At 63.6% G+C, this 24,991-nt stretch carries 25 protein-coding genes; 8 read left to right on the top strand and 17 right to left on the bottom strand.

Going from position 1 to position 24,991, the window contains the following annotated elements:
- Position 1 precedes the first annotated feature (1 nt).
- The gene (locus F757_RS0120350; protein WP_027213003.1) at positions 2–736 is read left to right on the top strand and encodes a phosphorylase; all 735 of its coding nucleotides are present in this window, start codon (positions 2–4) and stop codon (positions 734–736) included.
- A gap of 110 nt (positions 737–846) precedes the next feature.
- On the opposite strand, the gene F757_RS0120345 is transcribed toward F757_RS0120350, so the two are convergent.
- Complete coding sequence (locus F757_RS0120345; RefSeq protein ID WP_027213002.1) at positions 847–1,917, bottom strand: MlaA family lipoprotein; 1,071 nt, start codon at positions 1,915–1,917, stop codon at positions 847–849.
- A 2-nt stretch (positions 1,918–1,919) separates the two neighbouring features.
- Positions 1,920–4,535, bottom strand: a complete 2,616-nt coding sequence (locus F757_RS0120340; RefSeq protein ID WP_027213001.1) for an MMPL family transporter — start codon at positions 4,533–4,535, stop codon at positions 1,920–1,922.
- Positions 4,536–4,878: 343 nt separating this feature from the next.
- Here F757_RS0120340 and F757_RS0120335 point away from each other — a divergent pair, with 343 nt between their 5' ends.
- On the top strand, positions 4,879–5,484 hold the full coding sequence (locus tag F757_RS0120335; RefSeq protein WP_027213000.1) for an MlaC/ttg2D family ABC transporter substrate-binding protein: 606 nt from the start codon (positions 4,879–4,881) through the stop codon (positions 5,482–5,484).
- A gap of 159 nt (positions 5,485–5,643) precedes the next feature.
- Here the strand turns inward: F757_RS0120335 and hpnH are convergent, their stop codons facing one another.
- Complete coding sequence (gene hpnH / locus F757_RS0120330; RefSeq protein ID WP_027212999.1) at positions 5,644–6,798, bottom strand: adenosyl-hopene transferase HpnH; 1,155 nt, start codon at positions 6,796–6,798, stop codon at positions 5,644–5,646.
- A 10-nt stretch (positions 6,799–6,808) separates the two neighbouring features.
- Positions 6,809–7,753, bottom strand: a complete 945-nt coding sequence (gene ispH, locus F757_RS0120325) for a 4-hydroxy-3-methylbut-2-enyl diphosphate reductase (protein WP_027212998.1) — start codon at positions 7,751–7,753, stop codon at positions 6,809–6,811.
- A 338-nt stretch (positions 7,754–8,091) separates the two neighbouring features.
- Between ispH and F757_RS0120320 the strand changes: the two genes are divergently transcribed.
- Positions 8,092–9,273, top strand: coding sequence for a glycosyltransferase (locus tag F757_RS0120320; protein WP_027212997.1), 1,182 nt, complete (start codon positions 8,092–8,094; stop codon positions 9,271–9,273).
- A gap of 31 nt (positions 9,274–9,304) precedes the next feature.
- Here the strand turns inward: F757_RS0120320 and F757_RS0120315 are convergent, their stop codons facing one another.
- Together F757_RS0120315 and hpnA are read right to left on the bottom strand one after the other, a co-directional pair.
- The gene (locus tag F757_RS0120315; protein ID WP_027212996.1) at positions 9,305–9,913 is read right to left on the bottom strand and encodes a hypothetical protein; all 609 of its coding nucleotides are present in this window, start codon (positions 9,911–9,913) and stop codon (positions 9,305–9,307) included.
- A gap of 93 nt (positions 9,914–10,006) precedes the next feature.
- Positions 10,007–11,017, bottom strand: a complete 1,011-nt coding sequence (gene hpnA, locus F757_RS0120310) for a hopanoid-associated sugar epimerase (protein WP_027212995.1) — start codon at positions 11,015–11,017, stop codon at positions 10,007–10,009.
- A 215-nt stretch (positions 11,018–11,232) separates the two neighbouring features.
- Between hpnA and F757_RS0120305 the strand changes: the two genes are divergently transcribed.
- The gene (locus F757_RS0120305) at positions 11,233–11,526 is read left to right on the top strand and encodes an acylphosphatase (RefSeq protein WP_027212994.1); all 294 of its coding nucleotides are present in this window, start codon (positions 11,233–11,235) and stop codon (positions 11,524–11,526) included.
- A gap of 269 nt (positions 11,527–11,795) precedes the next feature.
- On the opposite strand, the gene egtD is transcribed toward F757_RS0120305, so the two are convergent.
- Complete coding sequence (gene egtD, locus F757_RS0120300; RefSeq protein ID WP_027212993.1) at positions 11,796–12,776, bottom strand: L-histidine N(alpha)-methyltransferase; 981 nt, start codon at positions 12,774–12,776, stop codon at positions 11,796–11,798.
- Positions 12,777–13,276: 500 nt separating this feature from the next.
- Between egtD and rarD the strand changes: the two genes are divergently transcribed.
- A complete protein-coding gene (gene rarD / locus F757_RS0120290) occupies positions 13,277–14,167 on the top strand; it encodes an EamA family transporter RarD (protein WP_027212992.1) in 891 nt (296 codons plus the stop codon).
- Between the two features lie 41 nt (positions 14,168–14,208).
- On the opposite strand, the gene F757_RS0120285 is transcribed toward rarD, so the two are convergent.
- Entirely contained in the window at positions 14,209–14,751 is a 543-nt protein-coding gene (locus tag F757_RS0120285) for an Mpo1 family 2-hydroxy fatty acid dioxygenase (RefSeq protein WP_027212991.1), read from the bottom strand.
- A 90-nt stretch (positions 14,752–14,841) separates the two neighbouring features.
- Between F757_RS0120285 and F757_RS0120280 the strand changes: the two genes are divergently transcribed.
- Entirely contained in the window at positions 14,842–15,555 is a 714-nt protein-coding gene (locus F757_RS0120280; RefSeq protein ID WP_027212990.1) for a Crp/Fnr family transcriptional regulator, read from the top strand.
- 177 nt (positions 15,556–15,732) lie between these two features.
- Here the strand turns inward: F757_RS0120280 and F757_RS0120275 are convergent, their stop codons facing one another.
- The 7 genes from F757_RS0120275 to F757_RS0120245 form a co-directional block, all read right to left on the bottom strand.
- Positions 15,733–16,122 carry a hypothetical protein gene (locus tag F757_RS0120275; protein WP_027212989.1) on the bottom strand — a complete coding sequence of 130 codons (390 nt, stop codon included), beginning with the start codon at positions 16,120–16,122 and terminating at the stop codon, positions 15,733–15,735.
- Between the two features lie 207 nt (positions 16,123–16,329).
- Positions 16,330–16,590, bottom strand: coding sequence for a hypothetical protein (locus F757_RS0120270; protein ID WP_027212988.1), 261 nt, complete (start codon positions 16,588–16,590; stop codon positions 16,330–16,332).
- Positions 16,583–17,332, bottom strand: coding sequence for a DNA/RNA non-specific endonuclease (locus F757_RS0120265; RefSeq protein ID WP_027212987.1), 750 nt, complete (start codon positions 17,330–17,332; stop codon positions 16,583–16,585). The genes F757_RS0120270 and F757_RS0120265 overlap by 8 nt, the downstream gene beginning before the upstream one ends.
- A 378-nt stretch (positions 17,333–17,710) precedes the next feature.
- Complete coding sequence (locus tag F757_RS0120260; protein WP_027212986.1) at positions 17,711–18,070, bottom strand: DUF3564 domain-containing protein; 360 nt, start codon at positions 18,068–18,070, stop codon at positions 17,711–17,713.
- Positions 18,071–18,253: 183 nt separating this feature from the next.
- Positions 18,254–19,963, bottom strand: coding sequence for an acid phosphatase (locus F757_RS0120255; RefSeq protein WP_027212985.1), 1,710 nt, complete (start codon positions 19,961–19,963; stop codon positions 18,254–18,256).
- A 145-nt stretch (positions 19,964–20,108) separates the two neighbouring features.
- On the bottom strand, positions 20,109–20,396 hold the full coding sequence (locus tag F757_RS0120250; protein ID WP_027212984.1) for a hypothetical protein: 288 nt from the start codon (positions 20,394–20,396) through the stop codon (positions 20,109–20,111).
- A 275-nt stretch (positions 20,397–20,671) separates the two neighbouring features.
- Positions 20,672–21,133 carry a GNAT family N-acetyltransferase gene (locus F757_RS0120245; RefSeq protein WP_027212983.1) on the bottom strand — a complete coding sequence of 154 codons (462 nt, stop codon included), beginning with the start codon at positions 21,131–21,133 and terminating at the stop codon, positions 20,672–20,674.
- Between the two features lie 246 nt (positions 21,134–21,379).
- On the opposite strand from F757_RS0120245, the gene F757_RS0120240 reads away from it, so the two are divergent.
- Both F757_RS0120240 and ppnP read left to right on the top strand, forming a co-directional pair.
- Positions 21,380–22,084: a hypothetical protein gene (locus F757_RS0120240; RefSeq protein ID WP_027212982.1), complete on the top strand. Its 705-nt coding sequence runs from the start codon at positions 21,380–21,382 to the stop codon at positions 22,082–22,084.
- A gap of 161 nt (positions 22,085–22,245) precedes the next feature.
- Positions 22,246–22,566 carry a pyrimidine/purine nucleoside phosphorylase gene (gene ppnP / locus F757_RS0120235; RefSeq protein ID WP_013341965.1) on the top strand — a complete coding sequence of 107 codons (321 nt, stop codon included), beginning with the start codon at positions 22,246–22,248 and terminating at the stop codon, positions 22,564–22,566.
- A gap of 80 nt (positions 22,567–22,646) precedes the next feature.
- On the opposite strand, the gene F757_RS0120230 is transcribed toward ppnP, so the two are convergent.
- The gene (locus F757_RS0120230) at positions 22,647–24,080 is read right to left on the bottom strand and encodes a sialidase family protein (RefSeq protein WP_027212981.1); all 1,434 of its coding nucleotides are present in this window, start codon (positions 24,078–24,080) and stop codon (positions 22,647–22,649) included.
- Positions 24,081–24,629: 549 nt separating this feature from the next.
- A partial coding sequence (locus tag F757_RS0120225) for a 4Fe-4S dicluster domain-containing protein (protein WP_027212980.1) occupies positions 24,630–24,991 on the bottom strand: 362 nt, incomplete at its 5' end.

Below are 24,991 nucleotides of genomic sequence, written 5' to 3'. Positions count from 1 at the left end.
GATGTCGCTTTCAAACGACCCGCGCGTCGCTGCCGGCTCCGGCAATCCGCCGGTGATCGTCGTGACGGGCATGGCCTTCGAAGCGCGCATTGCGCGCGGCGAGGGCGTCGAGGTGGTCTATGCGGCGCGCGCCGATCTGCTCGAACGAGCGTTGAACGCGGCGGTGGCGCGCGGTTGCTCGGGTATTGTCAGCTTCGGGACGGCGGGCGGCCTCGCGCCGGATTTGCAGCCAGGCGCGCTGATCGTGGCGGATGCGGTTGTCGGTCCGTTCGGCCGCATTCCGACCGATGCGGGCTGGGCCGACCGGCTCGCCGCCGCGCTGTCCGGGGAGGGGCCGCTCGCGTCGCGCGTGCAACGCGGGCTGATGGCAGCGGTCGCCGCCCCGCTCATGTCCGCCGATGACAAGCGCGCGCTGCATCGTTCGACGGGCGCGCTGGCTGTGGATATGGAGTCGCATCTGGCGGGCGCGGTGGCCGCGGCGCGCAGCTTGCCGTTCGCCGTGTGCCGCGCGATTGTCGACCCGGCGTGGCGCACCTTGCCGTCCGCCGCGACAGCCGGATTGCGCGACGACGGCAGCACCGCGCTCGCGCCGATTCTGCGTGAGCTGCTGCGGCAGCCGTCGCAGATCGGCGCGCTGATTCAGGTAGCCCTCGACGCTCGCGCGGCCCGTCTTTCGCTGGTGCAGGCGCGCCAGGCATTGGGCGCCGCGCGAGCGCTGAATATGCGCGTCGCCTGACGTCTTCGAGGCTGAGCGGCAGCGCCTTCTTGTGGCGTGGCCAGCGGAGGCCGACCTGGCTGGTCATCCTTCGCGGCACACGCCTTTCCTGGTCTGAATCCCCGCGGGCGTTATTGCGCTGCCGGCGCTGAGGCGGGCTGCGCCGTCCCGGCGGGCGCCCGCCGAGGAGCTGACGTGGTCGCCGGGCTTGAGGCCGGGGCGTCAGCCGGTGAAGCCGATGAAGCCGGTGCAGCCGATGATGGCGGTGCAGCCGGCGCTGCCGTCGACCCGCCCGGCGCCGAACCCGCCGCACCGCTCGCCGGCGCATCGCCAGGATCGGTGTAATCGGGCACGCCAGCCGGCGCGCCGGCGGCTCCGGACGCCGCCTCGGGCGTTTCGGCCGTATCGCCCGGGTCGGCGTAATTCGGCAACGCTGCGGGTGCCCCTGCCGCGCTGCCCTTCGCCGGCGACGGTACGGCGCTCGAGTCGCCCTGATCGTCGTATTCCGGCAGCGGCGCGGCGTTGTCGCCCGTGCCGCGCAGACGGGCGCGCCGTTGCTGCGTATAGGCATCGCGCACGAACGAGTATTTGTCCAGCGCCGCCTGTTGCAAAAGGTCCGTCGCGCCAAGCAGGTCGGAGCGCACGCTCACGAACTGCAGCACGTACAGCGGATTGCGCACGGCGGGCTCCACGTAGTTCAACGGATTGAACTTGACGTCCACCACGAGCCCCATGCTGTCGCGCACGGTGCTCGGGCCGAACAGCGGCAGCACGAGATACGGCCCCGACGGAATGCCCCAGTGCCCGAGCGTCAGCCCGAAATCCTGATGATGCTTGGGCAGGCCGGCGGGCGTTGCCCAATCGAGCAGGCCGCCGAGTCCGAAGGTGGAGTTCAACGCGAAGCGGACAATGTCCTCGGTGGCGTCGGTGATCTTCAGTTGCAGTAGCGCGTTCGCGGCATTGCTCAGGTCGCCGAGATTCGAGAAGAAGTTGCTCACGGCCGTGCGCAGCGGCTGCGGCGTGACCTTCTGGTAGCCCTTCGCCACGGGTACGGCGACATAGCGGTCGAGGCCGTCGTTGAACGTGAAGACCGCCCGGTTCATCGGCTCGAACGGGTCGCCGGGCTTGCGGTCTGGACCGGTCGCGCAGCCGGTTATCAGGCTGGCGGCGGCAACCGCCAGCACAGTGGTACGCAGTTTCATGCTTATATTCCCTTGTACTTCGCGCGACGTGGGCGCGGCTTGCCCATCAACACGGGTTGGAAAACCACTGCGCCGATGAGCGTGCAAAAGAGCGATAGCGCCAGCAGGCGGCCCATGCTGGACGTCCCCGGATGATGAGATAGCCAGAGGCTGCCGAATGCCGTCGCGGTGGTCGCCGCGCTGAACAGCACAGCGTGCGTCAGGCTCGATTGCAACAGGCCGGTTTGCCCATTGCGCCACGCCATCACGAAGTAGATCTTGAAGGCCACCCCTACGCCCAGCATCAGCGGCAACGCGATGATATTCGCGAAGTTCAGCGGCATGCCAAAAACCACGCATAGCTCGAGCGTAACGAGCGCCGACACCAGCAGCGGAACGAGCGTGCGCAGCATGTCTCCGAGGCGCCGCAGCGCGACCCACAACAGGATCGCGATGGACAGCAGCGACCAGCAGGCCGCCTGCAGAAACGCCTTGATGATGGTCTGCGCAGAATGAAGGATCGAAATGGGTCCGCCGATCGCGCCCGGCTCGGCTTTCTTCACGGCATGCGCGAAGCGTGCGAGCGCGACGTCGTCGTTCGGATCGGCGCCGGGCGTGACCCTCGGCGAAATGTCGACGAGCGCGCGGCCGTCTTTCGAAATCCAGCCTTTGGAAATTTCCTTCGGCAGATTGTCGCGCGTGATTTCGGTGGGCTGCAGCAGGTTTTCGAGTTGTTTGAGCGCGATGCGCAGCGGCTCGGACATCGCGGTTTCCGCACGGTCGCGCGTGGCGGCGTCTGCGGCCGCCAGCTTTTGCAGCGTGGCGGAGAGGTGCTTTGCTTCGGCCGCTCCTGGGCCTGGGTGGTCGTCGGCGGCGAGCGAGAGCTGGTTCGACGCGCGCTTGAGCGCCGCGACGCGCACCGCGTCCGTGGCCTGCGGCGCGGGTTGCTGTTGCAGCGCCGGCAGCAGTTGCTGCGCGGCACTCGCAATCAGCATCATTTTCTGTTGCTGCTGTTGGGGAACGAAGGTGTCGAGGGTCGTGACGCGGCCCACTTCCGGCAACGCGCGCAGGCGCTCGGCCATGCGGTCGGCGTCCGCCAGCGAGGGCGCGAGCGCATGCACGTTGTTCACCGCGGCCTCGGGCGAGTCTTTCAGCGAGAGCAGCGTGGCCATCGACTCGGTATGCGGATCTTTCAGATGCAGCGGGTTGAAGTCGAAGTGCAGGCGCGTGAGCAGCGGCGTGGCGCCGATCACGACGATCAACGTCCCGATGAGCACCGGCTTACGGTTGCGGGCGAGGAAATCGTCGACGGGGGCAAGCTGCCTGAAGCCCGGCGAAGCGGGTTCGCCCGGCGGGTTGAAGATCTTGAGCAACGCCGGCAGCAGCGTCATGTTGGTCAGATACGCGACGAACATGCCGACGCCGGCGATCTCGCCCAACTCGGACACGCCGCGGTACGCGGTCGGCAAGAACGAAAAGAAGCTCAGCGCGACCGCGACCGCAGCAAGCGTCAACGGCACGCCGATGCTATGCGCGGTATGGGCGAGCGCGGCGGACAGACGGTCGTCGCGATTGCGTTCCTCGCGATACTTCACGCCGAACTGCACGCCAAAATCGACGCCGAGCCCGACGAACAGCACCATGAACGCGACCGAGATCATGTTCAGGGCGCCGACCATCATCAGGCCGAGGGCGGCGGTAATCGCCAGTCCCACGAACAGCGTGATGAACACCGCGGCGATCATGCGCCCGGAGCGCAGCGCGAGCCACAGGATCACCAGCACGACGATAAACGTGCCGATGCCGTTGAGCACCGCGCCGTCCTTGACCGACGCGAATTCTTCATCGGCAAGCGGCTGTTCGCCGGTCAGCCGGACCGTCGCGCCATAGCGCGAGTCCAGATGCAGCGAAGCGGCCGTGTCGCGGATGCGCTGCGATGCCGCCGCACCCGGCTCGAGCGCGTCGTAGTTCACCACGGGCTGCACCACTACGAACGCGCGCGCCGGATTTGTGGACGCGCTTTTATCGACGAACGCGCGCCACGAGAAAGCAGCGGGCTTGCCCGCCAGCACCAGATCGAGCGTGTTCGCGCTTTGCGACAATAGGCGGCTCATGTCCGAGAGCTTCACCTGACCAATCTGCAGCGGCAGCAACAGGCTCGTGGTGAGCGTGCCCGCAAGTCCCGTGAGGCTCGGGTCGTGCGCAAGCGTGTTCACCAGCGGCCGCGACTGCACCAGCTGCGAGGTGGTGGACATCACTTCTTCCGTCGACGGAAACAGCAGGCCGTTGTGTTCGAAGAACGGCCCGCTGGCGGGCTGCGAGACCGCGACGAACTGCTTGGGCTCCGCCTTGAGCGCGGCCGTCAGCGCATTCGCGGCGGCGTCGGCGAACTCTGGCGCGCGTGCCTCGACGACCACCAGCACCGTTTCGCCGCGGTCGGGAAAGGCCTGGTCCATCGCATGCTGGAGCGTGGACCATTCCTTGTCGGTTTCGATGAGACGGCTGATGTCCGTGTTGATCTTGAAGTGATGCGCGACATAGATCACGCTCAGAACGGCGAGCACGATCGACAGGGCGATGATCCGTAACGGATGGCGCACCGAATAGGCGACGAGGCGAACAATAGATGACTTCAGCATGTAGGCGGAACTGGCCTTATCACGGGTGGCATTTTGACGAAAGTGCACAAGTATACAGAGCCGGAGCAAACCAGACTGCATTCGACGGCAATCCGCGCAGCCTGCGCGCAGTTAGCATTGCGGACTGACGAGTCGGGGCCGACCAAGCCCGTAGCAAATGCGGCTCCCGGACGGGCGGCTGCCCGGCACGGCGGGGTGGGGCGGGAACGCAATGCCGGTATACTGGTCTATCCAGCTTTGGCGGCCGGCCTGCCCGACTTGCTTCCCGGCAACTGCGTGGTCTTCGTGGCTGCTTTATGAGCGTTGGCCGGTGGTGCACACTTTTTTCAGGTTACCTGAGCGTATGAAACGTTATCTGTCTGCTTTTCTGGCCGCGGCTTTAGTCTCAACGGCTGCGTTTGCGCAAAGCGCGCCCGACGCGGTCGTAAAAAGTGCCGTGGAAGGTACGGTCTCGGCCATGAAGGCCGATCCGCAAGCGCGGGGCGGCGATATGTCGAAGATCACGCAACTGGTCGAGACGCGCTTCGTGCCGGCAACGGACTTTCAGCGCACCACCCGTATCGCGGTGGGCAAAGCATGGAGCACCGCCACGCCCGAACAGCAGAAGCAGCTTTATGACCAGTTCACGCTGCTGCTCGTGCGCACGTATGCTTCGTCGCTTTCGCAACTGCGCGATCAGGACGTGAAGTTCAAGTTCCTGCCGGCCAATGTGCCTGGCGGCGCGAAAGACGTCGTGGTGCAGTCGCACGTCATCAGCAACGGCGGCGACGACGCCATCGACTACCGGCTCACCAAGGGACCGTCCGGCTGGAAGATCTACGACATCAACATGATGGGCGCGTGGCTGATCCAGGTCTATCAAACGCAATTTGCCGATCAGCTCTCCAAGGGCGGGGTCGACGGTCTGATCAAGTTCCTCACCGCGCATAACGCACGCAGCGCGGGCTGATCCAAGGCAGGAGGCTTTTGCGTCGGCCTCCCGCGCTGCCAAACCGAAGCGCAAAAAAAGCGCGGTGGCCCGTGAGGCCACCGCGCTTTTTTGTGGATCTTGCAATGCGAGCCTGCAAGCGGCGCTCATGCGGACACGCCGACCGCGCCGCCCGTATGCTCAGTGCGCGGCCGTAGCCGTTTGCACCTTCTTGCCCTTGCCGCTCACCTTGATCTCTTCCAGCTTGATCTCGACGTGGCGCGAGAACACGTACTCAGCCGGGCGCTGCTTGTCCAGCGGAATGTCTTTGGCGAAGGCACCCGTGGTCTTCGGGCCGCGCATGCTCACCTTCAGGGCCTTCAGCGGATGAGCAACCGTATCCATCACGGCCGTTGCTTCAAAGCCGCAATGGACCATGCAGTCGGCGCATTTTTCGTAGTTGCCGGTTCCGTACTTGTCCCAGTCCGTGGTTTCCATCAGTTCCTTGAAGGTCTTCACGTAACCTTCGCCGACCAGATAGCACGGCTTTTGCCAGCCGAACACCGTACGCGCCGGGTTGCCCCACGGCGTGCATTCGTAGGTCTGGTTTCCGGCGAGGAAGTCGAGGAACATGGCCGACTGGCTGAACGACCATTTCTTGCCGTTGTCGCCGCGTTTGAAGATCTCGCGAAACAGGTGCTTGGTCTTCTCGCGGTTCAGGAAGTGCTGCTGATCCGGCGCACGCTCATACGCATAGCCCGGCGAGACGGTGATGCCGTCAACGCCCATCGGCCCGACCGTGTCGAAGAACGCGGCCACGCGCTCCGGCACAGCGTCGTTGAACAGCGTGCAGTTGATGTTCACGCGGAAACCACGGCGCTTGGCTTCCTTGATGGCCGCGACCGCCTTGTCGTACACGCCGTCTTGCGAGACCGAGTGGTCGTGCATCTGCTGGTCGCCGTCCAGGTGAACAGACCAGACGAAGTACGGATTCGGCTCGTAGTCGTCCATTTTCTTTTCCATCAGCAGCGCATTCGTGCACAGGTACACGAACTTCTTGCGCGCGATGATGCCTTTGACGATTTGCGGCATTTCCTTATGCAGAAGCGGCTCGCCGCCTGCAATCGAGACCACCGGCGCGCCGCATTCGTCGACAGCGCCAAGACATTCTTCCAGCGACAGGCGCTGATTCAGGATGGGGTCCGGATAGTCGATCTTGCCGCATCCATTGCAGGCGAGATTGCAGCGAAACAGCGGCTCCAGCATCAGGGCGAGCGGGTAGCGTTTGTTGCCGGACAGGTGCTGACGCATGATGTATGCGCCGACCCGGACTTTCTGTAGCAGCGGAATAGACAAGACGTCCTCCTTAAACTTCGCGTGCGGCGAGTGGTTGCATCAACTTCGATGGCAACTTGAATTCGACTTTCTCTTCACGGCCCGCCATCGTCGTGACGTCGACGGGTCCCATTGCGCTCAGCGCATCAATTACGTTTTTGACCATTTCTTCGGGAGCCGAAGCCCCCGCCGTGATACCGATGGTTTGCGCATTGGCGAACCACTCCGGCCTCACTTCCGAACCGTCGGCGACGAGATAGCTCGCCACGCCGCTTTCGCTGCCTATTTCGCGCAGCCGGTTGGAGTTCGAGCTATTGGTTGCGCCGACTACGAGCAGCACGTCGACCTGCTTGCTCAACTCGCGCACCGCGGCCTGACGGTTTTGCGTCGCATAGCAGATGTCGCGCGTATCCGGCCCGACGATGTCGGTGAAGCGGCGCAGCAGCGCGTCGATGATGCCGCGCGTGTCGTCGACGGAAAGGGTGGTTTGCGTGACATAGGCGAGCGGCGTGTCGAGCGGCAGGTCCAGATGCTCGACTTCGGCTTCGCTCTGCACCAGCAGCACTTTGCCCGGGATCTGGCCGATCGTGCCTTCCACTTCCGGGTGGCTGGCGTGGCCGATCAGGATCAGCGTGCGCCCGGCTGCCACGTACTGGCGCCCCTGCACGTGCACTTTGGTGACGAGCGGGCAGGTTGCGTCGAGCACGTCGAGCCCGCGGGCCTGCGCATCGCGCTCGACCTTTTGGGCGACGCCATGCGCGCTGAAAATCGCCACGGCGCCTTGCGGCACTTCATCGAGTTCTTCGACGAAACGCGCGCCTTTCTGGCGCAGATTGTCGACCACGTGGCGATTGTGGACAATTTCGTGGCGCACATACACGGGCGCGCCGTGCTGCTGCAGCGCCCGATCAACAATCTCGATTGCACGAACAACACCCGCACAAAAGCCGCGGGGTTGGGCAAGGATGACTCGCATAAGTTGGCGGACTCCGACTGACGCGGGTTTCGAGGAAGCCGGAAATTCTGACTTTATCGCCGCGACCATCTAATTAATTAACGTCTTGAGCTCCGGCGGCGTGCCGGTAAGGAAAACCAAACGCGCATTCTAACGCTATCGGGCCAGCTTTGCTTTGGCGCGCCGATGCAGTGTTGGGCGCACGCGGCACTCGTGCAGGGCAGCCCCGGCAATTCGTGCGGCAATAATTGCACGCTGCACCGCTTTGGCGGAACCCTTAAACTACGGCGTCCCGTGGAGCGCTTCGCCCCACGTCGAAAATAATTCCGGCGCTTGCCGGAAATAAAGGGTGACGATTAATGGGCCTGGCGTCGGTAATTCTGTTTTTTCTTTCCTGTTTATCTTTGCTGATCTGGGCCGTGCTGCTGTTTGCGCGCGGCGGTTTCTGGCGCGCCCGCCCGACCGCGCCGCTCACGCTCGCGCCGCGCGCCGCGTGGCCGGCGGTAGTCGCGGTCGTGCCCGCCCGCAACGAAGTGGATGTGATCGCGCAGGCCGTCACGACGCTGCTTGAGCAGGACTATCGCGGCGAGTTTCACGTGATCGTGGTCGACGACCACAGCACGGACGGCACCGCCGACGCTGCCCGCGCAGCCGCTTTGCAACTGCAATGCCCCGACCGGCTTACCGTGTTGAGCGCGAAGCCGCTGCCGCCCGGATGGTCCGGCAAGGTGTGGGCGCAATCGCAGGGCATCGAGGCCGTGCGCACGCTCGGTTTGCCGGCCGACTTTCTGTTGCTGACGGACGCCGACATCGGCCATCCGGCGGACGCCGTCACGCAGCTGGTTGCCCGCGCCGACGCCGAAAAACGCGATCTTGTCTCGCTAATGGTGCGACTGCGCTGCGATTCGTTCTGGGAAAAGGCGCTGATCCCGGCCTTTGTTTTCTTTTTTGCGAAGCTGTATCCGTTCGCCTGGGTCAACAACCCGCGCAATCGCACGGCGGCTGCGGCCGGCGGCTGCATGCTCGTGCGCCGCAGCGCGCTGGAGGAAGCGGGTGGGATCGAATCGATCCGCGCGGAACTGATCGACGATTGCAGTCTTGCGGCGCGCATCAAGCATCGCGGCACCGGGCGGCATGCAATCCGGCTTGACGTGGCCGCGCGCAGCGTCTCCCTGCGCCCTTACGACAGCTGGCGCGACATCTGGAACATGATTGCGCGCACGGCCTTCACGCAACTGCATTATTCGCCGCTGCTGCTCGCGGGTACGCTGGCCGGCATGACCATCATCTACCTCGTGCCGCCGGTGGCTGCGCTGGTGCTCGGGCCCACGGGCTGGCCGGCGTGGCTCGCGTGGGCCGCCATGTGCTGCGCGTATGCGCCGATGCTGAGCTATTACCGCCGCTCGCCGCTGTGGGCGCCGTTTCTGCCGCTCGTCGCGCTGTTTTATGTCGGCGCGACGTTCGCTTCGGCGCTGCGTTACTGGCGCGGCAAGGGTGGGCAGTGGAAGGCGCGGGTTCAGGCGCCTGTGCAGGAACGGTGAAAAAAGCGGCGCACAGGCGCCGCTTTTTCGTTTAGCGCTGCGTGAGCATCATGTATAGCTGAATCACCATATCCGGCGAAAAGGTGAACGGCACCCAGCCGTGACCCGTATGGCGCATGACCAATAGACGGTCGCCGTTCGACTGCTTCTGCACGGCCATGACCGGATTTTTGGTCGACACGAAACGCCAGCCCGGGGGAATGCCCGGCGGTGGTTCCGGCGTCATGGAGGCGCGCGCGTTCGACAGTTCTTCGATCAGTTGGCCAATCTGCTCCGGCTGCAGCGCGACCGTCTGACCGCCGATGGTCATGGTGATTTCGTTCTGCGCCGGACGATTTATCTCGAGCGTGGGCCGGGCAGCGGGTTCAACGGGCTTTGTCGCTGCTTCATCCGGGTTTGCCGCGGGTTCCTTGCGCGCGGTTTCGGCCTGCGCGTGGACGGCTGCGGCTTCCGTTTCCGCGGCGGCTCCAACAGTCGCTTGCGCTTTTTCTTCCGCGCTCGCAGCGTGTTCCGCCGACGCCTCTTGCGCGGTGTTTGCGTTGCGTGTCTCGGGGATGTTCTGGGCCTGCGGGGCCACGACAGCCTGAATGAGCTGATCGACGCCCACTTCCAGCGCGCCGAGCTGTTCGTGAAGATTCATGCGAGGTTTCTCTGGTAAGACCCACGATTTTAACTGCTGCGCGTAGGCTTTTACCTTTCGCAATCACAGCGACCTTGTAACAAAATGCGTGTGCTAAGGCTTCAGATAGCCTGCCTGCCGGAACCATTCGAGCGCATCGCTCAAACCCTCGCGGTACGGACGCGCACGGTAGCCCAACTCGCGCTCGGCTTTGGCCGAGCTGAAGTACATCTTGTTCTTCGACATCTTAAGACCGTCCACGGTCACGAACGGTTCGCGCTTCGTGAACTTGGCGAGCGCTTCCGCGCCCATTGCGAGCGGGTAAAGCGGCCAGCGTGGCAGGCTGATGGTCGGCGCCTTGCGGCCGGTCAGCGCGGCGATATCCGTGAGCATTTGCTGCAGCGGCAGATTTTCGCCGCCGAGAATATAGCGTTCGCCGATCTTGCCGCGCTCGAGCGCAAGAAAATGCCCGGCGGCGACATCGTCCACGTGCACGAGATTCAGGCCGGTATCGACGAAGGCGGGAATCTTGCCGAGCGCTGCCTCGACGATGATGCGCCCGGTCGGCGTCGGCTTGACGTCGCGCGGACCGATCGGCGTGGACGGATTGACGATCACCGCCGGCAGGCCGTCCTGCGCGATCATGCGTTCCACGGCGCGCTCGGCCAGCACCTTGCTGCGCTTGTACACGCCGATGGCCTGATCGGCTTTCAGCGGCAATGTCTCGTCGGCCGAGTTGCCGGAGCTCGTGACCTTGAGCGTGGCCACGCTGCTGGTGTACACGATCCGCTCGACGCCTTCCTTCAACGCGGCGCGCATGGTCGCCTCGGTGCCTTCAAGGTTCGAGCGCTCTATCTCGCCGGGGTCGGGCGCCCACAGCCGGTAGTCCGCGGCGACGTGCAGCAGATAGCGCACGCCGCGCAGCGCGTTGCGCATCGACGCTTCGTCGCGCATATCGCCGACCACGATTTCGGCGTCGAGCGACTCTACGTTTTGCCGTGGACTGGTGGCGCGCACCAGCACCCGCACCTTGAAGCCCTTCTGTTGCGCGATGCGCGCGACCGACGAGCCGACGAAGCCGGATGCGCCGGTCACGAGCACGAGATCGCGATTCTGTTCGGTCATTCTGTTTCCGTTTCCTGCGTGACAGTCGGGGGATTGTACGTGGCACGCGGGGCCGATGTCGCGGATCGCGCCCGTTCTCGCGGACAACACCGGCCTGCATGGCCGATGCCGCCCTTCATCAAGCGCCCTGCAGGCGATAGCACCCGAGCCCGCCATGCAGGCTCGCCGCGACCCGACTAGAATTCCGGCTTGAAAGATTGTGAGGAGAAATCGGCATGGCCCCGGATCTGGATGAACGGATCGAAACGTATTACGTGCGCGTGCGCGGCATGGTGCAGGGCGTCGGCTTTCGTCACGCGACCGTGCGCCAGGCGCACGCGCTCGGCATCAAGGGATGGGTGGCGAATCTCGACGACGGCTCCGTCGAAGCCGTGTTGCAGGGCGCGGCCAATCAGGTCGACCGCATGTTGTCGTGGCTGCGTCACGGCCCGCCCGCTGCGCGCGTGAGCGAGGTGAGCGGCGAAGAGCGGGTGACCGAAAAGCGCTATGAGCGTTTCGAGCAGCATTGAGGGTACTCGAGCGCGGTGAACCGGTAGCTGGGCGCGAGTCGCTCGGCAAGACCGCGTTGAGCTGAGCTTCGCTGAGACGCCACGGCGGCCGAACTGACGCAAGGAAGCGGCGCGTAGCGTGAGCGCGCCGCTCGACCCCGCCACGCCGCCTCGCTGCGCTACCTCAGAACCGCTACCTTAGAACCGCGACCCCGGAACGGCTACCTCGAAACCGCTACCCCGAAACCGCTACCCCGAAAGTCGTCGCGCCTGGCGAAACCCTCCGCCGCCTAGCGCGCCACCAGCAGGCTTTCCGCAAATCCCCACTCGCTCTCCACCCACTGATGGCTGCACACGAAACCCGCGTCGTCAGCAATGGCCGGCATTTCATCGGCGCGATATTTGTGGCTGCTCTCGGTCCAGATCGTCTCGCCGGCCTTCAACGATACGGTCAGTTTCGCGGCGGCCACATGCGCGGTGACATCGCGCTTCGCACGCAAATGCATCTCGATGCTGCGCGCGTCCGGATTAAAGCGTGCGACATGCTCAAAGGCGTCGAGCGGGAAATCCCCGCCCAGTTCGCGATTGATGCGGGCAAGCAGATTCAGGTTGAACGATGCCGTCACGCCCACAGCGTCGTCATAAGCGGCGATCAGGACCGGCGTCGGCTTGATGAGATCGGTGCCGAGCAGCAGCGCGTCGCCGGGCGCGAGCATGTTGCGGATGTCGCGCAGAAAACGCGTGGCCGCAAGTCTGCCGAAATTGCCGATCGTACTGCCGAGGAAAAGCACGAGCAGGCGCTCGCCCGCTGCGCGTTTCTTGCTGACTTCGGCAAGACCGGCCAGATAATCGCGTTCGTAACCCACAATCGAAATACGCTCGATGTCGCCCAGCTCGCGCCTGCACAACTGCAACGCGGTGCGCGAAATTTCAATCGGGCAGTAAGAAGTGGGGCGCTTTTTACACAGTGCTTCGAGAATGCGGCGGGTTTTCCGGCCACTGCCGCTGCCCAGTTCGGCGACCGTCACATCGTGCGGCAGGTGCTCGACTATGTCGACAGCGTGCTTGGCGAGCAGCCGCTCTTCAGCGCGCGTCACGCCATATTCGGGCAGCACCGTAATCACTTCGAACAACGCCGAGCCGACTTCGTCGTACAGATACTTGGACGGCAACTCTTTCTGCGGCGCGTGCGTGAGGCCGGCGCGGACGTCGACGGCGAAAGCCGAGCGTAAGTCGGGTGATGCGTCGTGCGAGAGGGCTGGCTGGGTCATGCTGTCTCCAGGAGTCACTTCGATGAGCGGGATGGTGTCCGGGCGCCGGCACGCTGGTGAAGGTCGATGCGTGCCGCAAGGAAAGCGGGTCCGGCAGTCCGGCCCGGCTCGTTGATATTGCAAACGCTGCGGCAGGTTCCGAAGCAAGATTCGCGCTTGAGCTGCGCAGTGCCGCGTGGCCGATGAAGGCGCGCGGCTCGCGTCGCGCGCGTGAAGTTACGTTCTAGTCCATCGACGCGAGATGTGCACGAATTAATTCGCCGCCGTTTTGGGGCGGCTCTCGCCCTTTGCCTCCCTGATGCCTTGCCGTTGCCGTGCCGCGCTTGGACGTCACGAAAAAACGATGCACACGTATGCCGCATGGGCAAACCGGCTAGAATGCGCGGCTTGCATCGTCAGAAGAAATGACGGACAGCGGCGCATAGGCGTTGCTCGCCCCCTGCACCTCCCATGACCACACCTCTGGCGATGCGTCACCACGCAGCGCAGCGGACCGAACCATGAACCAGTATTCGCCGCGGCGCGGCATTGCCTTATCAGTCAGCGCCTGCGCGATGTTCGCGCTGCTCTCGGCCTACGCGACGCTGCTCGCGCCCCTTAGCGGCCTCGACATCTTCGCCTGGCGCATTATCTGGACCGTGCCTGGCGCGCTGCTGCTCCTCGCGTTGCGCAAACGCATGCCGATTTTGCGGCAGCTTGTTTACCGAATGGTGACGCAGCCCCTGCTAGGCGTCGCGACAGTCACGGCCGCCGCGTTGCTCGGCGCGCAGTTATGGGTCTTTCTTTGGGCGCCGCTGCACGGGCGCATGCTCGAAGTGTCGCTTGGCTATTTCCTGCTGCCGCTCGTCATGGTGCTGGTGGGGCGCTTCCACTATCGTGAGCGCCTCGACCCGTTGCAGTGGGCGGCAGTGCTCTCTGCAGCCGTGGGCGTCGCCCATGAATTGTGGGCGACCGGCGCGTTCTCCTGGCCCACGTTGCTGGTTGCGCTCGGTTATCCGCCTTACTTCGTGTTGCGGCGCAAAATACAGTTCGATTCGCTCGCGGTCTTCACCGTCGAAATGATCCTGTTGTTGCCTGCGGCCATCGCGTTTGTTGTGAGCGGCGGATCGCTGCCGCTCATTTCCGGGCGCCTCGATATGTGGCTGCTGCTCTTGCCGGGGCTTGGCGCATTGAGCACGCTCGCGCTCGCTTCCTATCTGAGTGCGAGCCGCCTGTTGCCGGTCGCATTGTTTGGCATTCTTGGCTACGTCGAGCCGGTTTTGCTGGTGCTGGTGTCAGTTACATTGCTCGGCGAAACGCTCAGCGCCGCGCTATTGGCGACCTACGTGCCCATCTGGATAGCGGTCGCACTGACAGCACTGCATAGCATGCGGTTCGTGCGTTTCGGCTGACGCGGCATGGCTTGCGCAGTTCGAGGCCGCATCTATTGTCTCTATTGTCTGTGCGCGGCGGCATTGTCCTCGTTCAGGCGTGTCGGCCCGGCCTCGCGCTCTATCGCGCCGCGCAATGCGGGTCGCCAGCCGATGCCGAACAACGCTTCGGCCAGGACGAAAAGCGGGCCGATCAGAAGGCCGATCACATCGTCGACGAAAGCCGGTTTGCGATGCTCGTATGCGACGTGGCCGATGAACTGAAACACCCAGCCCGTCACGAAGAGCACAAGGCCCGTGGCCAGCCACACCGGTGTGGACTGCGCCGCGATCCACTGGCCGAACGCGACGCACAGCGCAGACACCACCGCCATTATCGAACCAAGCGGCACGTCGAGCACCAGATAGTAGAGCGTGGCGGCGGCGAACAACAGCCACGCCGGCGATAAGGTCAATGACGGCGCAACCAGTACGAAAGACGGACGACTCAGCAGAACCGCCAGCGCCAGCACGATCAGCGGAATGCCGACGAAATGCGTGGCGATATTGCGCCGGTCGCGATGGTAAGCCGCATACTGCGCAAGCTGCTGTGTCAGCGTTCTCATGGATGCCGCTCCTCGGTTAAAGCCAGCATAATCGCGGCGATCGGAATTTCAAACCATCGGGTAGCCGACAATCGGCACAGGCGCGACTCCATGACCGCAAGTGTTCCATCCACAGAGCTTGCCGCGCGGCTTGCCGGCAGCGCGTGGTTCCGCACGGCGCCGGCTGCGTTGCAGGCGCAATTGACCGACGCGGGCCGAATAGCGCGCCTCGCTGCCGGCGAGCGTCTTTTCACGCGCGGCGACGCCGACGACGGCCTCTATTGCGTGCTCGGCGGCCTGATGCGAATCGGCGCCGCGAGTGTAAGCGGCAAGGAAGCGCTGCTGGCCGTCATCGAACCGGTGAACTGGTTCGGCGAAATCGCGCTGTTTGACAATCGCCCGCGAACGCACGACGCTTATGCCGAACGCGACACCGAACTGTTTCATGTGCCGCGCACGGCACTCGCTGCGCTGCTCGAACGCACGCCGGCGTATTGGCACAGCTTCGGCTTGCTGCTCACGCACAAGCTGCGTCTCGCCTTCGAGGCAATAGAAGAGGCCGCATTGCTGCCGGCCGCGCAACGCATAGCGCGCAGGTTGCTGCTGATGGCGGGCGGCTATGGTGAGGCGGGCGCCCTGCGCCGCGTCATCAACGTGCCGCAGGAAGATCTTGCGATGATGCTGGCGCTGTCGCGGCAAACCATCAACCAGGTGCTGAAGCAGTTCGAAACGCATGGCGCGTTGAGGCTTGGCTACGCAGAGATCGAGATCGTCGATGCGCGCAGGCTTGCAGAGTTTGCGGAGCTGGAAGTGCGTCGGGACTGACAGCATGTGCTGCGCTGCCAGCGCACATTGTGCGCCGCATTTGTTCACGCTAATGCGCACGTAAAAAAGGCGAGTCATGCGACTCGCCCCTCCCTGAACGGCTTGGCCCGGCTCCGATTATCTGCCTTGTGAGCTTTAATGCCCGAGTGGCCGGTGCGCGCCGCAACCGTGCACGTGTTATTGCGTTTTTGTCGTGCCGGTCTTTGCGCCGTCGGCGTTCATGGGCGCATTGCTGGTCTCTTGCGCGCCGTCCGTTTTCGTTTTTGCCGCGCTGGAATCGGTCGGCGTTTTCTTCACGGCTTTATGCTTCTTCGTGACGTGCTTTGAAGACGTTTTCACATGCGATTTGGCAGTCGCTTTGTCAGTTGTTTTGGCAGGCGCTTTGGCCGTGGCCGCGCTTTGCTCCGACGCACCGGTTTGCACGTCGGTGCTTGCCTTCAGATTCGCCTGGCCGGCGGGCTGCGTTTGTGCGGGCTGCGCGGATTGCGACGGTGCGGGTGCGGCCGTTTGTGCGAAAGCGGTCGACACGAGCAGGGCGGAAGCGAGAGCGGCGAAAAGCGTCTTCATGGTTTGACTCCTTGTTTAACCGTTGAATCCGTATGAGCGGATTCGTGAGCGCCGAATCGTTCAGCGCTGCCGGTTTAACGCAGCCCGCAAGACCGCAGTTGACGATGCTCTGGTGACAAAACGTAACTACAGTGCAGTCGCAGAAACATATCGGGGTGCTGAATACGCTTGCCGTCTTGCCACGTAACGTCTAACGATCTTTGCGCATCACTGGAACGGGTTTTGTACGACGCCTGGCTTGTCATCCGGCTCGTCTTTCGCTTTTGCCGGCAGTGCGGGGTGCGCCTGCAATGCCGCCACGACGGCGTCCACGGCTTCCTTCAATGCAAGCGCGGCCTTCAGCCCGCGCTGGTCCTGGGTGATTTCGAGCGTGCCGTTCAGTACCACGCGCGTCGTGCCGTTGCTCACGGTCATCGCGTCGCCCTGGATGTTCAGCACCTCGTCGTCGTTCGAATACGGTTTAAACACCTTTGAGTCCTCCTGGTCGCTGATCTTTGAGGTTTTCCGGAATGCCCGGAAAACGGATGCCCGAGGCTGCCTCGAGTTCGTGAATCGTCCTTATTTCATAGCGGTTCGTCGACACGTTGTCGACTACGACCGCGAACGCCAGTTGCCGCGCAGGCACATAAACCGCCTTGAACAGTTGCGTCGGCACGAACACGCGCGTCGATCCGATTGTCTGCAGTTGCTGGCCGCTGAACATTGGGCCGGTGACCACATACGTATCGTCGTACGTCATGGCGATCTTGCGCACCGACGTTTCAATGCGCGCCCACAAGCGCTGATTGTTCTCGCGATTCTGCGGCACGACATTGGCGAGCGAAAACGATTGTGCCATCGCCTCGGCATTCCAGCGGTTGCCCGCGGGACTCATATGCCCGCGATCGAAGCCGCTGCGCTTGTAGTCGGCGAGCGTCGCGCCTTCGCCCTCCGGCAGACGCGCGTCTTCGAAAAACTTGTTGGTGCGCACCATGTCCTTCGCCGCTTCGATATGGTCGCGGGTCAGATGCTCGGCAGACCACAACGGACCGTGCGTGATGCCGGAGTGCAGGACGGCGAAATCGCTGTAGCAGAGCGTGCGCGTTTTCGGCGTCATCTTCTGGTTGGTCAGAACCGGCCATTGCGCATTGGGCGTGAACTGGGTGCAGGAAGGCGCCGCGCTGGCGGTAGCAGCAAACGCAGCGAGCAGACAGAGGAGCCACTTCTTCATGTGTCGGACGTGAGGGCTGGAAAAGGGCGCAAAGTATAGCGTCGATGCTCGACAACGAGTGGCGATTCGTGCGCGCGTGAAAGGTCGCTTCGCCATGACGCGGCATGACGAGGAGAAGGCCTGGGTGGGATCTGGCGGAGAAAAAAATGGGCCGCCTTGCAGCGACCCGAATGCGTGGATTTCCTACTCTACGCAGGCAAACTTAAGACCGGCTTAAAGGCGTGCGCGAAGGAAGTCGTCCGACGACAGGGGAATGGACGGGCCTCGCACGGTGTGACGCCCGCAGGCATCAGTCCGGCGAAGGGCCGCCCACGCGCGGGCCGATTGCCCGGTGTGGGAATTTCCGACCGACTGGGGAAAGGCGGGAATTGAGTGGAATTAATTCCCGAACACGCTGTTTTCCGCGTTCACTTTTTGACGATCGACCGCTTGCAAACGCCAGAAACCGCTGGTGGGCGCATGGTTGCGCAGCGTGGTCCAGGCGGCGTCGCCCTGAGCCGCGCTCACGCGCTGTTTCCGATCCACATGCAGGCCGCGCAGCGTGCACAGCGGCGCTTCGTTACTGGGCCCGCACAGCGTCGTCACGCCGTTGTCGTCGCGTAGTTCGCCCCAAGGAGGCAGATCGATCCCCTGGTGCGCTTCTCTCGACCACCGATGTTCGTCGGTGTCGAGCCACAGCACAGCGTAGTCATGACTGACGGTGGGATCGGAACCGTTAATCAGGATAGTCAGGCGCATATCAGTTCCGTGCGAAGTGCGAAGAATTGCCTTATCAGTCTATGTCGAAGCGCCGGTTAATCAAGACCAAGGTATGACTTTTCGCGCTGCAAAAGTCGATGCAAAGGCGCCGGCCCATGTCGGGAACGCACCGCTGGCCGGCACGTTCTCCCTACCGTTCTTCGTCGCCCGTTGCGATGAACTTCACGCGAGGTCCAGCGGCGCCGTCAAATCCCCAAGCGGCGCCAGACCGTTGCGTGCGAACGCACGGTCGCGCGCCACCACGCCGGGGAGCGGTGCGAGTCCGTGCACACGGCTGATCAGGCGAAGAATGGAGTTGGTGTCGTACACCGTGTGATCGACGAAGCCTTTTTTCGCGAGCGGCGAAATGACCAGCGCCGGAATGCGCGAGCCCGGACCCCAGCGGTCGCCCAGCGGCGGCGCGACCGGATCCCACCAGCCGCCGTTTTCGTCCACGGTGACGATCACCACGGTGTTGGCCCACTGTGGGCCGCGCTGAATATGCTCGATTACGCGCGCGATATGCCGGTCGCCCGATTCGACGTCCGCATAGCCGGCGTGCATGTTCAGATTGCCCTGTGGCTTGTAGAAGGTGACGGCGGGCAGACGTCCCGCGTCGATGTCGGCAATCAGATGGCTGGTCGAAGCGTCTTCGCCCAGCCCGGCGTCGCGCAGATATTTGCGCCGCGCGGCCGTGCCGGGCGCGTAGTTGGCGAAGTAGTTGAACGGCTGATGGTGATACTGGAAGTCGGGGATGGCGCCCGTGTCCTGATGCTCCAGCGCGTATTGCCACGCGCCGCTGTACCAGGCCCAGTCCACACTTTTGTCCGATAGACGGTCGCCGATGGTCGCGTAGGTTTGCGGCGGCAACACGCGCGGATTCGACGCATCCGCGAATGCAGGGTTGCCGCCTTCGGCCGGGCGCACATTGCTCGGCTGATACGGTGCCGCCATGGTGTTGACGGCGTAGCCGTCGGCAGTGAAGGCGCCGTCGTTGACGAACTTCGGCGGGCCGTCGAGCGCCGAGGCCGGCGAGTCCGCTGCGAGCTTCAGCCGGGCGCCCGTTGGATCGTCGCCTTCCACCACCGACACGAGCTTTTTCGCCGGGCTGTTGTTAATGTCGGGATAGAACGGCGCCTGCGCCGAAATCAGAAAAATGTGGTTCAGCCACGAGCCGCCGAAGGCGGCCATGAAGAAGGTGTCGCACAGCGTGTATTGCTGCGCGAGGCTCCAGAGCTTGAGCGTGTCGGCGGAATTGCGGTAATGGCCCATGACGAGGCCGCCTGAATCGCCCCATGCGGCGAACTGGTTGTTGCGCCCCGCGTTGATCTGCATCTGATTCTGATAGAAGCGATGCACGAGGTCGCGTGTGATGACGCCGGTGGGCAGCGGCGCGCCGTGCGCGTCGGCGAGATGAAATGGCCCGTTGCGCAGATTGCCGATGTCCTTCTGGCCGATCATGTAGCGTTTGCCATCCACTTCCTGCGCCTGTGGCACGAGGCCGCCCCAGATTGCCGGCAAGCGCGGCAGCGGCGTCTTGCCGTCGCGGTCGAGTTGCAGATAGCGCTCGGCGCTGACCGAATCCAGCGGATATTGGAGCCCTGGGAAATTGCCGAACAGGTTCGTAAAACTACGGTTTTCCGCGTAGATCACCACGATCTGCTTGACCTGATCGCGCAGCGCGGCGTCGAGCCGCAGGTCCGCCGCGCTGCGCGGTGCGCCGCCGCCTGCGAGGTCGTCGGTCTTGCAGCCGCTCAGTGCGAGTCCCAGGCCGACGGCCGCCAGGCCCGTGAGCACACGGCGGCGCTCGGGGTTGTGGGGATCGTCCGCGGCATTGGTGGCTTGATCGGCGCGGTCGGCATCGGGCGGCAGGGAGGAGTCGTGGTCTGTCATCGGTGGGTTCCGAGTGGGGATGGCGAGCGCGAGATGCGGCTCGGGCGGCGCACGAGACGCCGGCTGAAGTTACGGGATTCTGTTGGGACTGCCGGCGCAAGATTGCACCGGATTGCTGTTGGAATGCAATGCGGCGTTTGCGCAGCTAGGGCAAGCGGCGCTTGACCCGCCAGCTGTTGTGCGTTGCATCGACGGCAAGCAGCAGCCAGTGTCTGGCGTTGACCGGGTGACGCTGTTGCGTTGCGTAACCGTCTACGGTCAGTTCAAGTTCGTCATGCGCCCGCAAATGGCACGTGGCGTGAGCGCCGGACCCATCGGCGAATTCGACGGTGGCGGACGCCGCCCGCGCCGGTTCGGGCAAGTGCGCGATATGCACGGCGCAACCGGGGTAGAGATGCGAAGCGGCAACCTGAATCTGCACGGCATTGGACATGAGCGTGGCCTCCGGACGCTTGAGCGGAACGAAGGCGTGGCAGCGAGGCCTCGCGCAGCGGACCGGATCAAAGCATAGCACCGCGAAGCGTTATCGCGCTGGTCTCTAATTGATGAATTGCAAAATACTGTGGCGAGCGGGCTAGATGGATAATGGGCGCCTACGGAGGCGGCAAAGTGCCGCGGCAAGCCCGTTGCGATCTGCCGAATTGTGGCGTTGCGCAATGCATAAGCACTGCCTCTGCCGCCTCCCTCCTCGCGGGTTGAGACTTCAGCTCAGACCTGCTTCCGATAAACCACGAACCCGGACTTGTCCGCCACCGCGTCGTACAGCTTCATAGCGGTATGGTTCGTCTCATGCGTCTGCCAGTAGACTCGCTGCGAGCCATCTGCTTTCGCGCGCGCATAGACCGCTTCGATCAGCGCGCGGCCCACGCCTTTGCCGCGCTCGGTCTCCAGCGTGTACAGATCCTGCAAATAGCAGATCGGCCCGGCGAGCGTCGTGTGGCGGTGATACAGAAAATGGACGAGGCCCAGCAACTGGCCGTCACGTTCGGCAACCATCGCGTGCATCGGCTCATACGCGTCGAAGAAGCGGCCCCACGTGAGTTGCGTGATATCCCGCGGCAACGCGGTCTCGCCGGAGCGGCCATAGAACGCGTTGTACGCGTCCCACAGCGGCAACCATGCGTCAAAATCGGCGTGCTTGATGGGGCGGACCTGAATCGTGTCGGACATGCGCGGCTCCTTGTTATGCCGGCAGTGTTATGTCGGCGGGCAAACCGTCAGCATAAGAAAATTGCGCCTGCATTGTTAGCTCCACCGGGCGACTCGAATTTGGAACCATGCATGCCTCGGCGCAATGCGAGCGTCGATACGAACGCCGCCGGCTGCTGGCGCGCCGATGCTGCGCATCGTGTGCAACGACTACAATGGCAGATCATTCGTCCTCCAAACGGTCCTGAACGTGCGTAAGCGTCAAACATGCTGATCTCCTGTTACCCGAGTGGCGAGGCCATCCGCAGCCGGCGCGTGAGCGAGGTCGTGCTGTCGGGCGTCGTCGACATACCCATGCCATCGCAGCGCGTGCTGTCGGATTGGGACAGGGAAACGTCGTCACGAATGGACCTCGAAGCTGGCGACGTCGAGGCGATGCCTTTTGCGCGAACCCGCGTGCGTTGGCCGGATTACACCCGCTGCGTGCAGGCAATGTCGGACTGGACTCGCGCGCTCGGACTGCCCGAAGTGCTCGTCACGAGCGACGTGGCCTTGATGGCCTGCCGAGGCGCAAGGTATCACCACGACGCACAACAGTATGGCGGCGCGGCCTTCTGCAATCTCTTTCTTACTGAAGACCAGGGCTTCGACCTGCATTTCGCGTCCACGGGCGAGCGCATTCCGTTAAGACGCGGCACGGCTGTTATCTTCGACACCGGCCAACCCCACGGCGTAGTCCGGCGCGGCAGCAGCGGTTTCAACGCAGACGACTTCACGTTGAATCCGCAGTGCGTGCAGATCTTCCTGACGTGGGAACTGCCAGTCGAAGACGCGCATCTGGCTCGCGCGCTCAACATCGAATTCGACGTTGCTCCACCACGCAGCTTGCAAGCGGGTATTGAGCAGGTTCTGCTGAATGGCGAAGCGGTGACCACGTGTCCGCGTTCTGGGCGGTGGCTGCCGGCAGATTGAGCGCCGCGCCGCTGTCGTGCCACGGCCATGCTCGCCTGTATCATGGCGGGTTCGCGCCCGACCGCCAGCTCCCATAATCGGTCGGCGCCGCTCGCCTACAGCGGGGCTGCCGCGCCGCGGCGCCCGCACATCCCTTCACGACGACTCATAGGAACACCGCCATGACGGCTGCAACGCAATTCGATCAGGTTTCCGTTATCAAACGCGCGAACGTCTACTTCGACGGCAAGTGTGTCTCGCACACCGTCCTGTTCGCCGACGGCAGCCGCAAGACGCTGGGCGTGATCCTGCCGGGCACGCTCAATTTCGGCACCGACGCGCCCGAACTCATGGAAGTGCAGGCGGGCCAATGTCGCATCCGTCTGGAAGGCAGCGACGAGTGGAAAACCTATCGCGCGGGCGAGTCGTTTTCGGTGCCCGGCAAGAGCCGCTTCGACATTGACGTGATCGAGACGCTCGACTACGTGTGCAGCTATCTGTAAGCGCCGCTGGGCCCGCCTTGCCTGAACGCCCGGAAATTCCGGGGCGTTCAGGTGGCAAGCGCGAGCACTGGGTTCACGCACTACGGCGCCGCGAACACGTCCGTGCGGTTGGCCGTGTTGCCCGAGTTGGTCTGCACGAACAGCGGCACGAAGGCCGTTCCCCGCGCGTCCAGCCCTTGATAGTCGCCCACGAAAAAGCCCCCCGCGTTCGGCGCCGTCTTCATATCGAACGGGCCGGCCACATGCAGTTCTCCGCCAAAAGTCTTGCCGCCATCCGTCGAAGTGGTTTGCCAATAGTCGGTTGGCAGCGTCGACGTGTTGCCTGCCTCGAGTGTGCGGAAATCGTAGTAAGTAACGGCCACCGTTCCCGCTGAATTGACGCGAACGCTCGGGTTGAACGCCGGCTTCCCAGACGGCGTATTGACGCGCACCGGCGCGCTCCAGGTCTGGCCGCCGTCCGTGGACGTAGACAGCGCGATCTCGTCGTACTGGCCGCCGTTGAAACGCGAATCCTGCCAGACGACGTAGAGCTGACCCGTCGCCGGGTCGATTGCAGGCTCGGGAATGATGTCTCCCGTGCGCACCGGTTCGCCGGTGTTAGGGTCGGTAACCGACACGGTTTGCAGACCGGAGATGATTTGCGGGTTGGTCCACGTGAGGCCGTCGTCCGTCGATTTGATGAACGCAACCTTGCCCGCCGCTTTCGAGAACGGTGGGCTGATCAGGTCGAAGAAGTTATAAAGCGTCCCGTTCTGCGAGTTGACCACGATCTGATTGCCGATGGTCTGCTGCCGCGAAGGCACGTTCACGATGACTGACGGCGTGCTCCAGGTAAGGCCGCCGTCCGTGGTCTTCGAGAACATGGAGGGTCCGCGGAAAGCAGCCGTGTGCAGGTTCGCGTACGGATTGCCGTTCGGCAGTTCGAGCCGGTCCCAGACCGCGTACGCGACACCGGCACGGACCGGATTCGCCGTCACCGACTCCTTGTCGTTGAAGAACTGCAGTGACGGTTCGTTATCCGCGATGAGCACGCGCAGGTTGTCCCACGTTTGACCTCCGTCCTTCGACACCGCGGCACCCACTGCGTTGTTGTTGTTCGATTGATTGAATGAGATCGACACGGAGTACGCGGTGCCGTCTGGTCCGATCGAGACCCACGGGTCGGACGCGCGTTCGTACGGCAGGCCGTTCGCGCACATGGTGAATGGCTGCGGAGTTTGTTTCCACGTTTGGCCGCCGTCGAACGAAGCGGCCGCCACCAGTCCGTGCGCGCCGCCGTTCGACCAGCGGTCCTGTTGCCACACGGCAATCAGGTTGGAAGGGTTGGCCGGATTCACGGCGAGCCAGGGCTCGACCTCGGCATTCACGTAGTTGGTGCCGGGCCCGCCGATGTTGCAACTGGCAAACGGACTCGGACCCGACGCCAGAACCGGTGCGGCCCAGCCCGTCGTGCTCGTCAATGCGATGGCGAGCGGGATGCCGAACAGAAGTACACCATGCTTGTTGCAGGACATAGAACACTCCTCTTCCATAGGCGGCCTGTGACGGGCAGACCGATAGCACGCTGGCGGTTGCTAAGCGACGTGGGGAGATTGCGCCTGCTTGCAGGTGTGGCAACGACAGCAGCGGCGCTTCTTGTTCAGCATGTTCTACTCGCCAGACTTACTACCGCTTGGACCATTGCAGGCCGCGAGCGCTGGAGACCGCCAGCGCGTCGGCTACGACTTCCCTCTGCTGCCGGTCACGACCGGCAGCATGAATGCCCATGCAATTTAGGTCTTACCAAATCGGTCGGCGGGAATTTTTTGTAACAGAGAATGCGCAGTGACTCGACCTGCCGCCAACGTCACGCGGCAGCGGACGCGCCTATTCCGATTGGGTCATGTCGTGACATATCGCGACGCGCGGCGACTAATTAAGCGAATCAAAAAATCGCGGCACGCGGGTCACGGTAATGCGAAGGAGAATGAAACGCAGATGTGTCCCGCGCTAGGGGACGTCATGCAGAAGAGAAGATGCTGGAGCCTCAGAACGAGACCCCAGCCGAAGCAGCAATGCTGCTGTCAAACAGTACGCCGAACCATCAATTCCTTGATCTTGCCGATTGCCTTGGTCGGGTTCAATCCCTTCGGGCAGACGTCGACGCAGTTCATGATGGTGTGGCAGCGGAACAGCCGGTACGGGTCTTCCAGGTTGTCGAGCCGCTCGCCCGTNGCCTGGTCGCGGCTGTCGGCGATGAAGCGGTACGCCTGCAGCAGACCNGCCGGGCCCACGAACTTGTCCGGATTCCACCAGAAGCTCGGGCACGACGTCGAGCAGCTCGCGCACAGAATGCACTCGTACAGCCCGTCGAGCTCGTCGCGCTCTTCCGGCGACTGCAGACGCTCCTTCTCCGGCGGCGGCGTGTCGTTGATCAGGTACGGCT

This window comes from Burkholderia sp. WSM2232, from assembly GCF_000472545.1.
GTDB lineage: Bacteria > Pseudomonadota > Gammaproteobacteria > Burkholderiales > Burkholderiaceae > Paraburkholderia.
Note: the sequence above shows the minus strand (reverse complement) of the source record. Positions and strands in the feature narration are given on the sequence as shown.

Bases quoted from the DNA above. Each gene is read 5' to 3' on its own strand.
- F757_RS0120350 (WP_027213003.1), top strand. From the start codon at position 2: ATGTCGCTTTCAAACGACCCGCGCGTCGCTGCCGGCTCCGGCAATCCG.
- F757_RS0120345 (WP_027213002.1), bottom strand. From the start codon at position 1,917: ATGAAACTGCGTACCACTGTGCTGGCGGTTGCCGCCGCCAGCCTGATA.
- F757_RS0120340 (WP_027213001.1), bottom strand. From the start codon at position 4,535: ATGCTGAAGTCATCTATTGTTCGCCTCGTCGCCTATTCGGTGCGCCAT.
- F757_RS0120335 (WP_027213000.1), top strand. From the start codon at position 4,879: ATGAAACGTTATCTGTCTGCTTTTCTGGCCGCGGCTTTAGTCTCAACG.
- ispH (WP_027212998.1), bottom strand. From the start codon at position 7,753: ATGCGAGTCATCCTTGCCCAACCCCGCGGCTTTTGTGCGGGTGTTGTT.
- F757_RS0120320 (WP_027212997.1), top strand. From the start codon at position 8,092: ATGGGCCTGGCGTCGGTAATTCTGTTTTTTCTTTCCTGTTTATCTTTG.
- F757_RS0120315 (WP_027212996.1), bottom strand. From the start codon at position 9,913: ATGAATCTTCACGAACAGCTCGGCGCGCTGGAAGTGGGCGTCGATCAG.
- hpnA (WP_027212995.1), bottom strand. From the start codon at position 11,017: ATGACCGAACAGAATCGCGATCTCGTGCTCGTGACCGGCGCATCCGGC.
- F757_RS0120305 (WP_027212994.1), top strand. From the start codon at position 11,233: ATGGCCCCGGATCTGGATGAACGGATCGAAACGTATTACGTGCGCGTG.
- egtD (WP_027212993.1), bottom strand. From the start codon at position 12,776: ATGACCCAGCCAGCCCTCTCGCACGACGCATCACCCGACTTACGCTCG.
- rarD (WP_027212992.1), top strand. From the start codon at position 13,277: ATGAACCAGTATTCGCCGCGGCGCGGCATTGCCTTATCAGTCAGCGCC.
- F757_RS0120285 (WP_027212991.1), bottom strand. From the start codon at position 14,751: ATGAGAACGCTGACACAGCAGCTTGCGCAGTATGCGGCTTACCATCGC.
- F757_RS0120280 (WP_027212990.1), top strand. From the start codon at position 14,842: ATGACCGCAAGTGTTCCATCCACAGAGCTTGCCGCGCGGCTTGCCGGC.
- F757_RS0120275 (WP_027212989.1), bottom strand. From the start codon at position 16,122: ATGAAGACGCTTTTCGCCGCTCTCGCTTCCGCCCTGCTCGTGTCGACC.
- F757_RS0120265 (WP_027212987.1), bottom strand. From the start codon at position 17,332: ATGAAGAAGTGGCTCCTCTGTCTGCTCGCTGCGTTTGCTGCTACCGCC.
- F757_RS0120260 (WP_027212986.1), bottom strand. From the start codon at position 18,070: ATGCGCCTGACTATCCTGATTAACGGTTCCGATCCCACCGTCAGTCAT.
- F757_RS0120255 (WP_027212985.1), bottom strand. From the start codon at position 19,963: ATGACAGACCACGACTCCTCCCTGCCGCCCGATGCCGACCGCGCCGAT.
- F757_RS0120250 (WP_027212984.1), bottom strand. From the start codon at position 20,396: ATGTCCAATGCCGTGCAGATTCAGGTTGCCGCTTCGCATCTCTACCCC.
- F757_RS0120245 (WP_027212983.1), bottom strand. From the start codon at position 21,133: ATGTCCGACACGATTCAGGTCCGCCCCATCAAGCACGCCGATTTTGAC.
- F757_RS0120240 (WP_027212982.1), top strand. From the start codon at position 21,380: ATGCTGATCTCCTGTTACCCGAGTGGCGAGGCCATCCGCAGCCGGCGC.
- ppnP (WP_013341965.1), top strand. From the start codon at position 22,246: ATGACGGCTGCAACGCAATTCGATCAGGTTTCCGTTATCAAACGCGCG.
- F757_RS0120230 (WP_027212981.1), bottom strand. From the start codon at position 24,080: ATGTCCTGCAACAAGCATGGTGTACTTCTGTTCGGCATCCCGCTCGCC.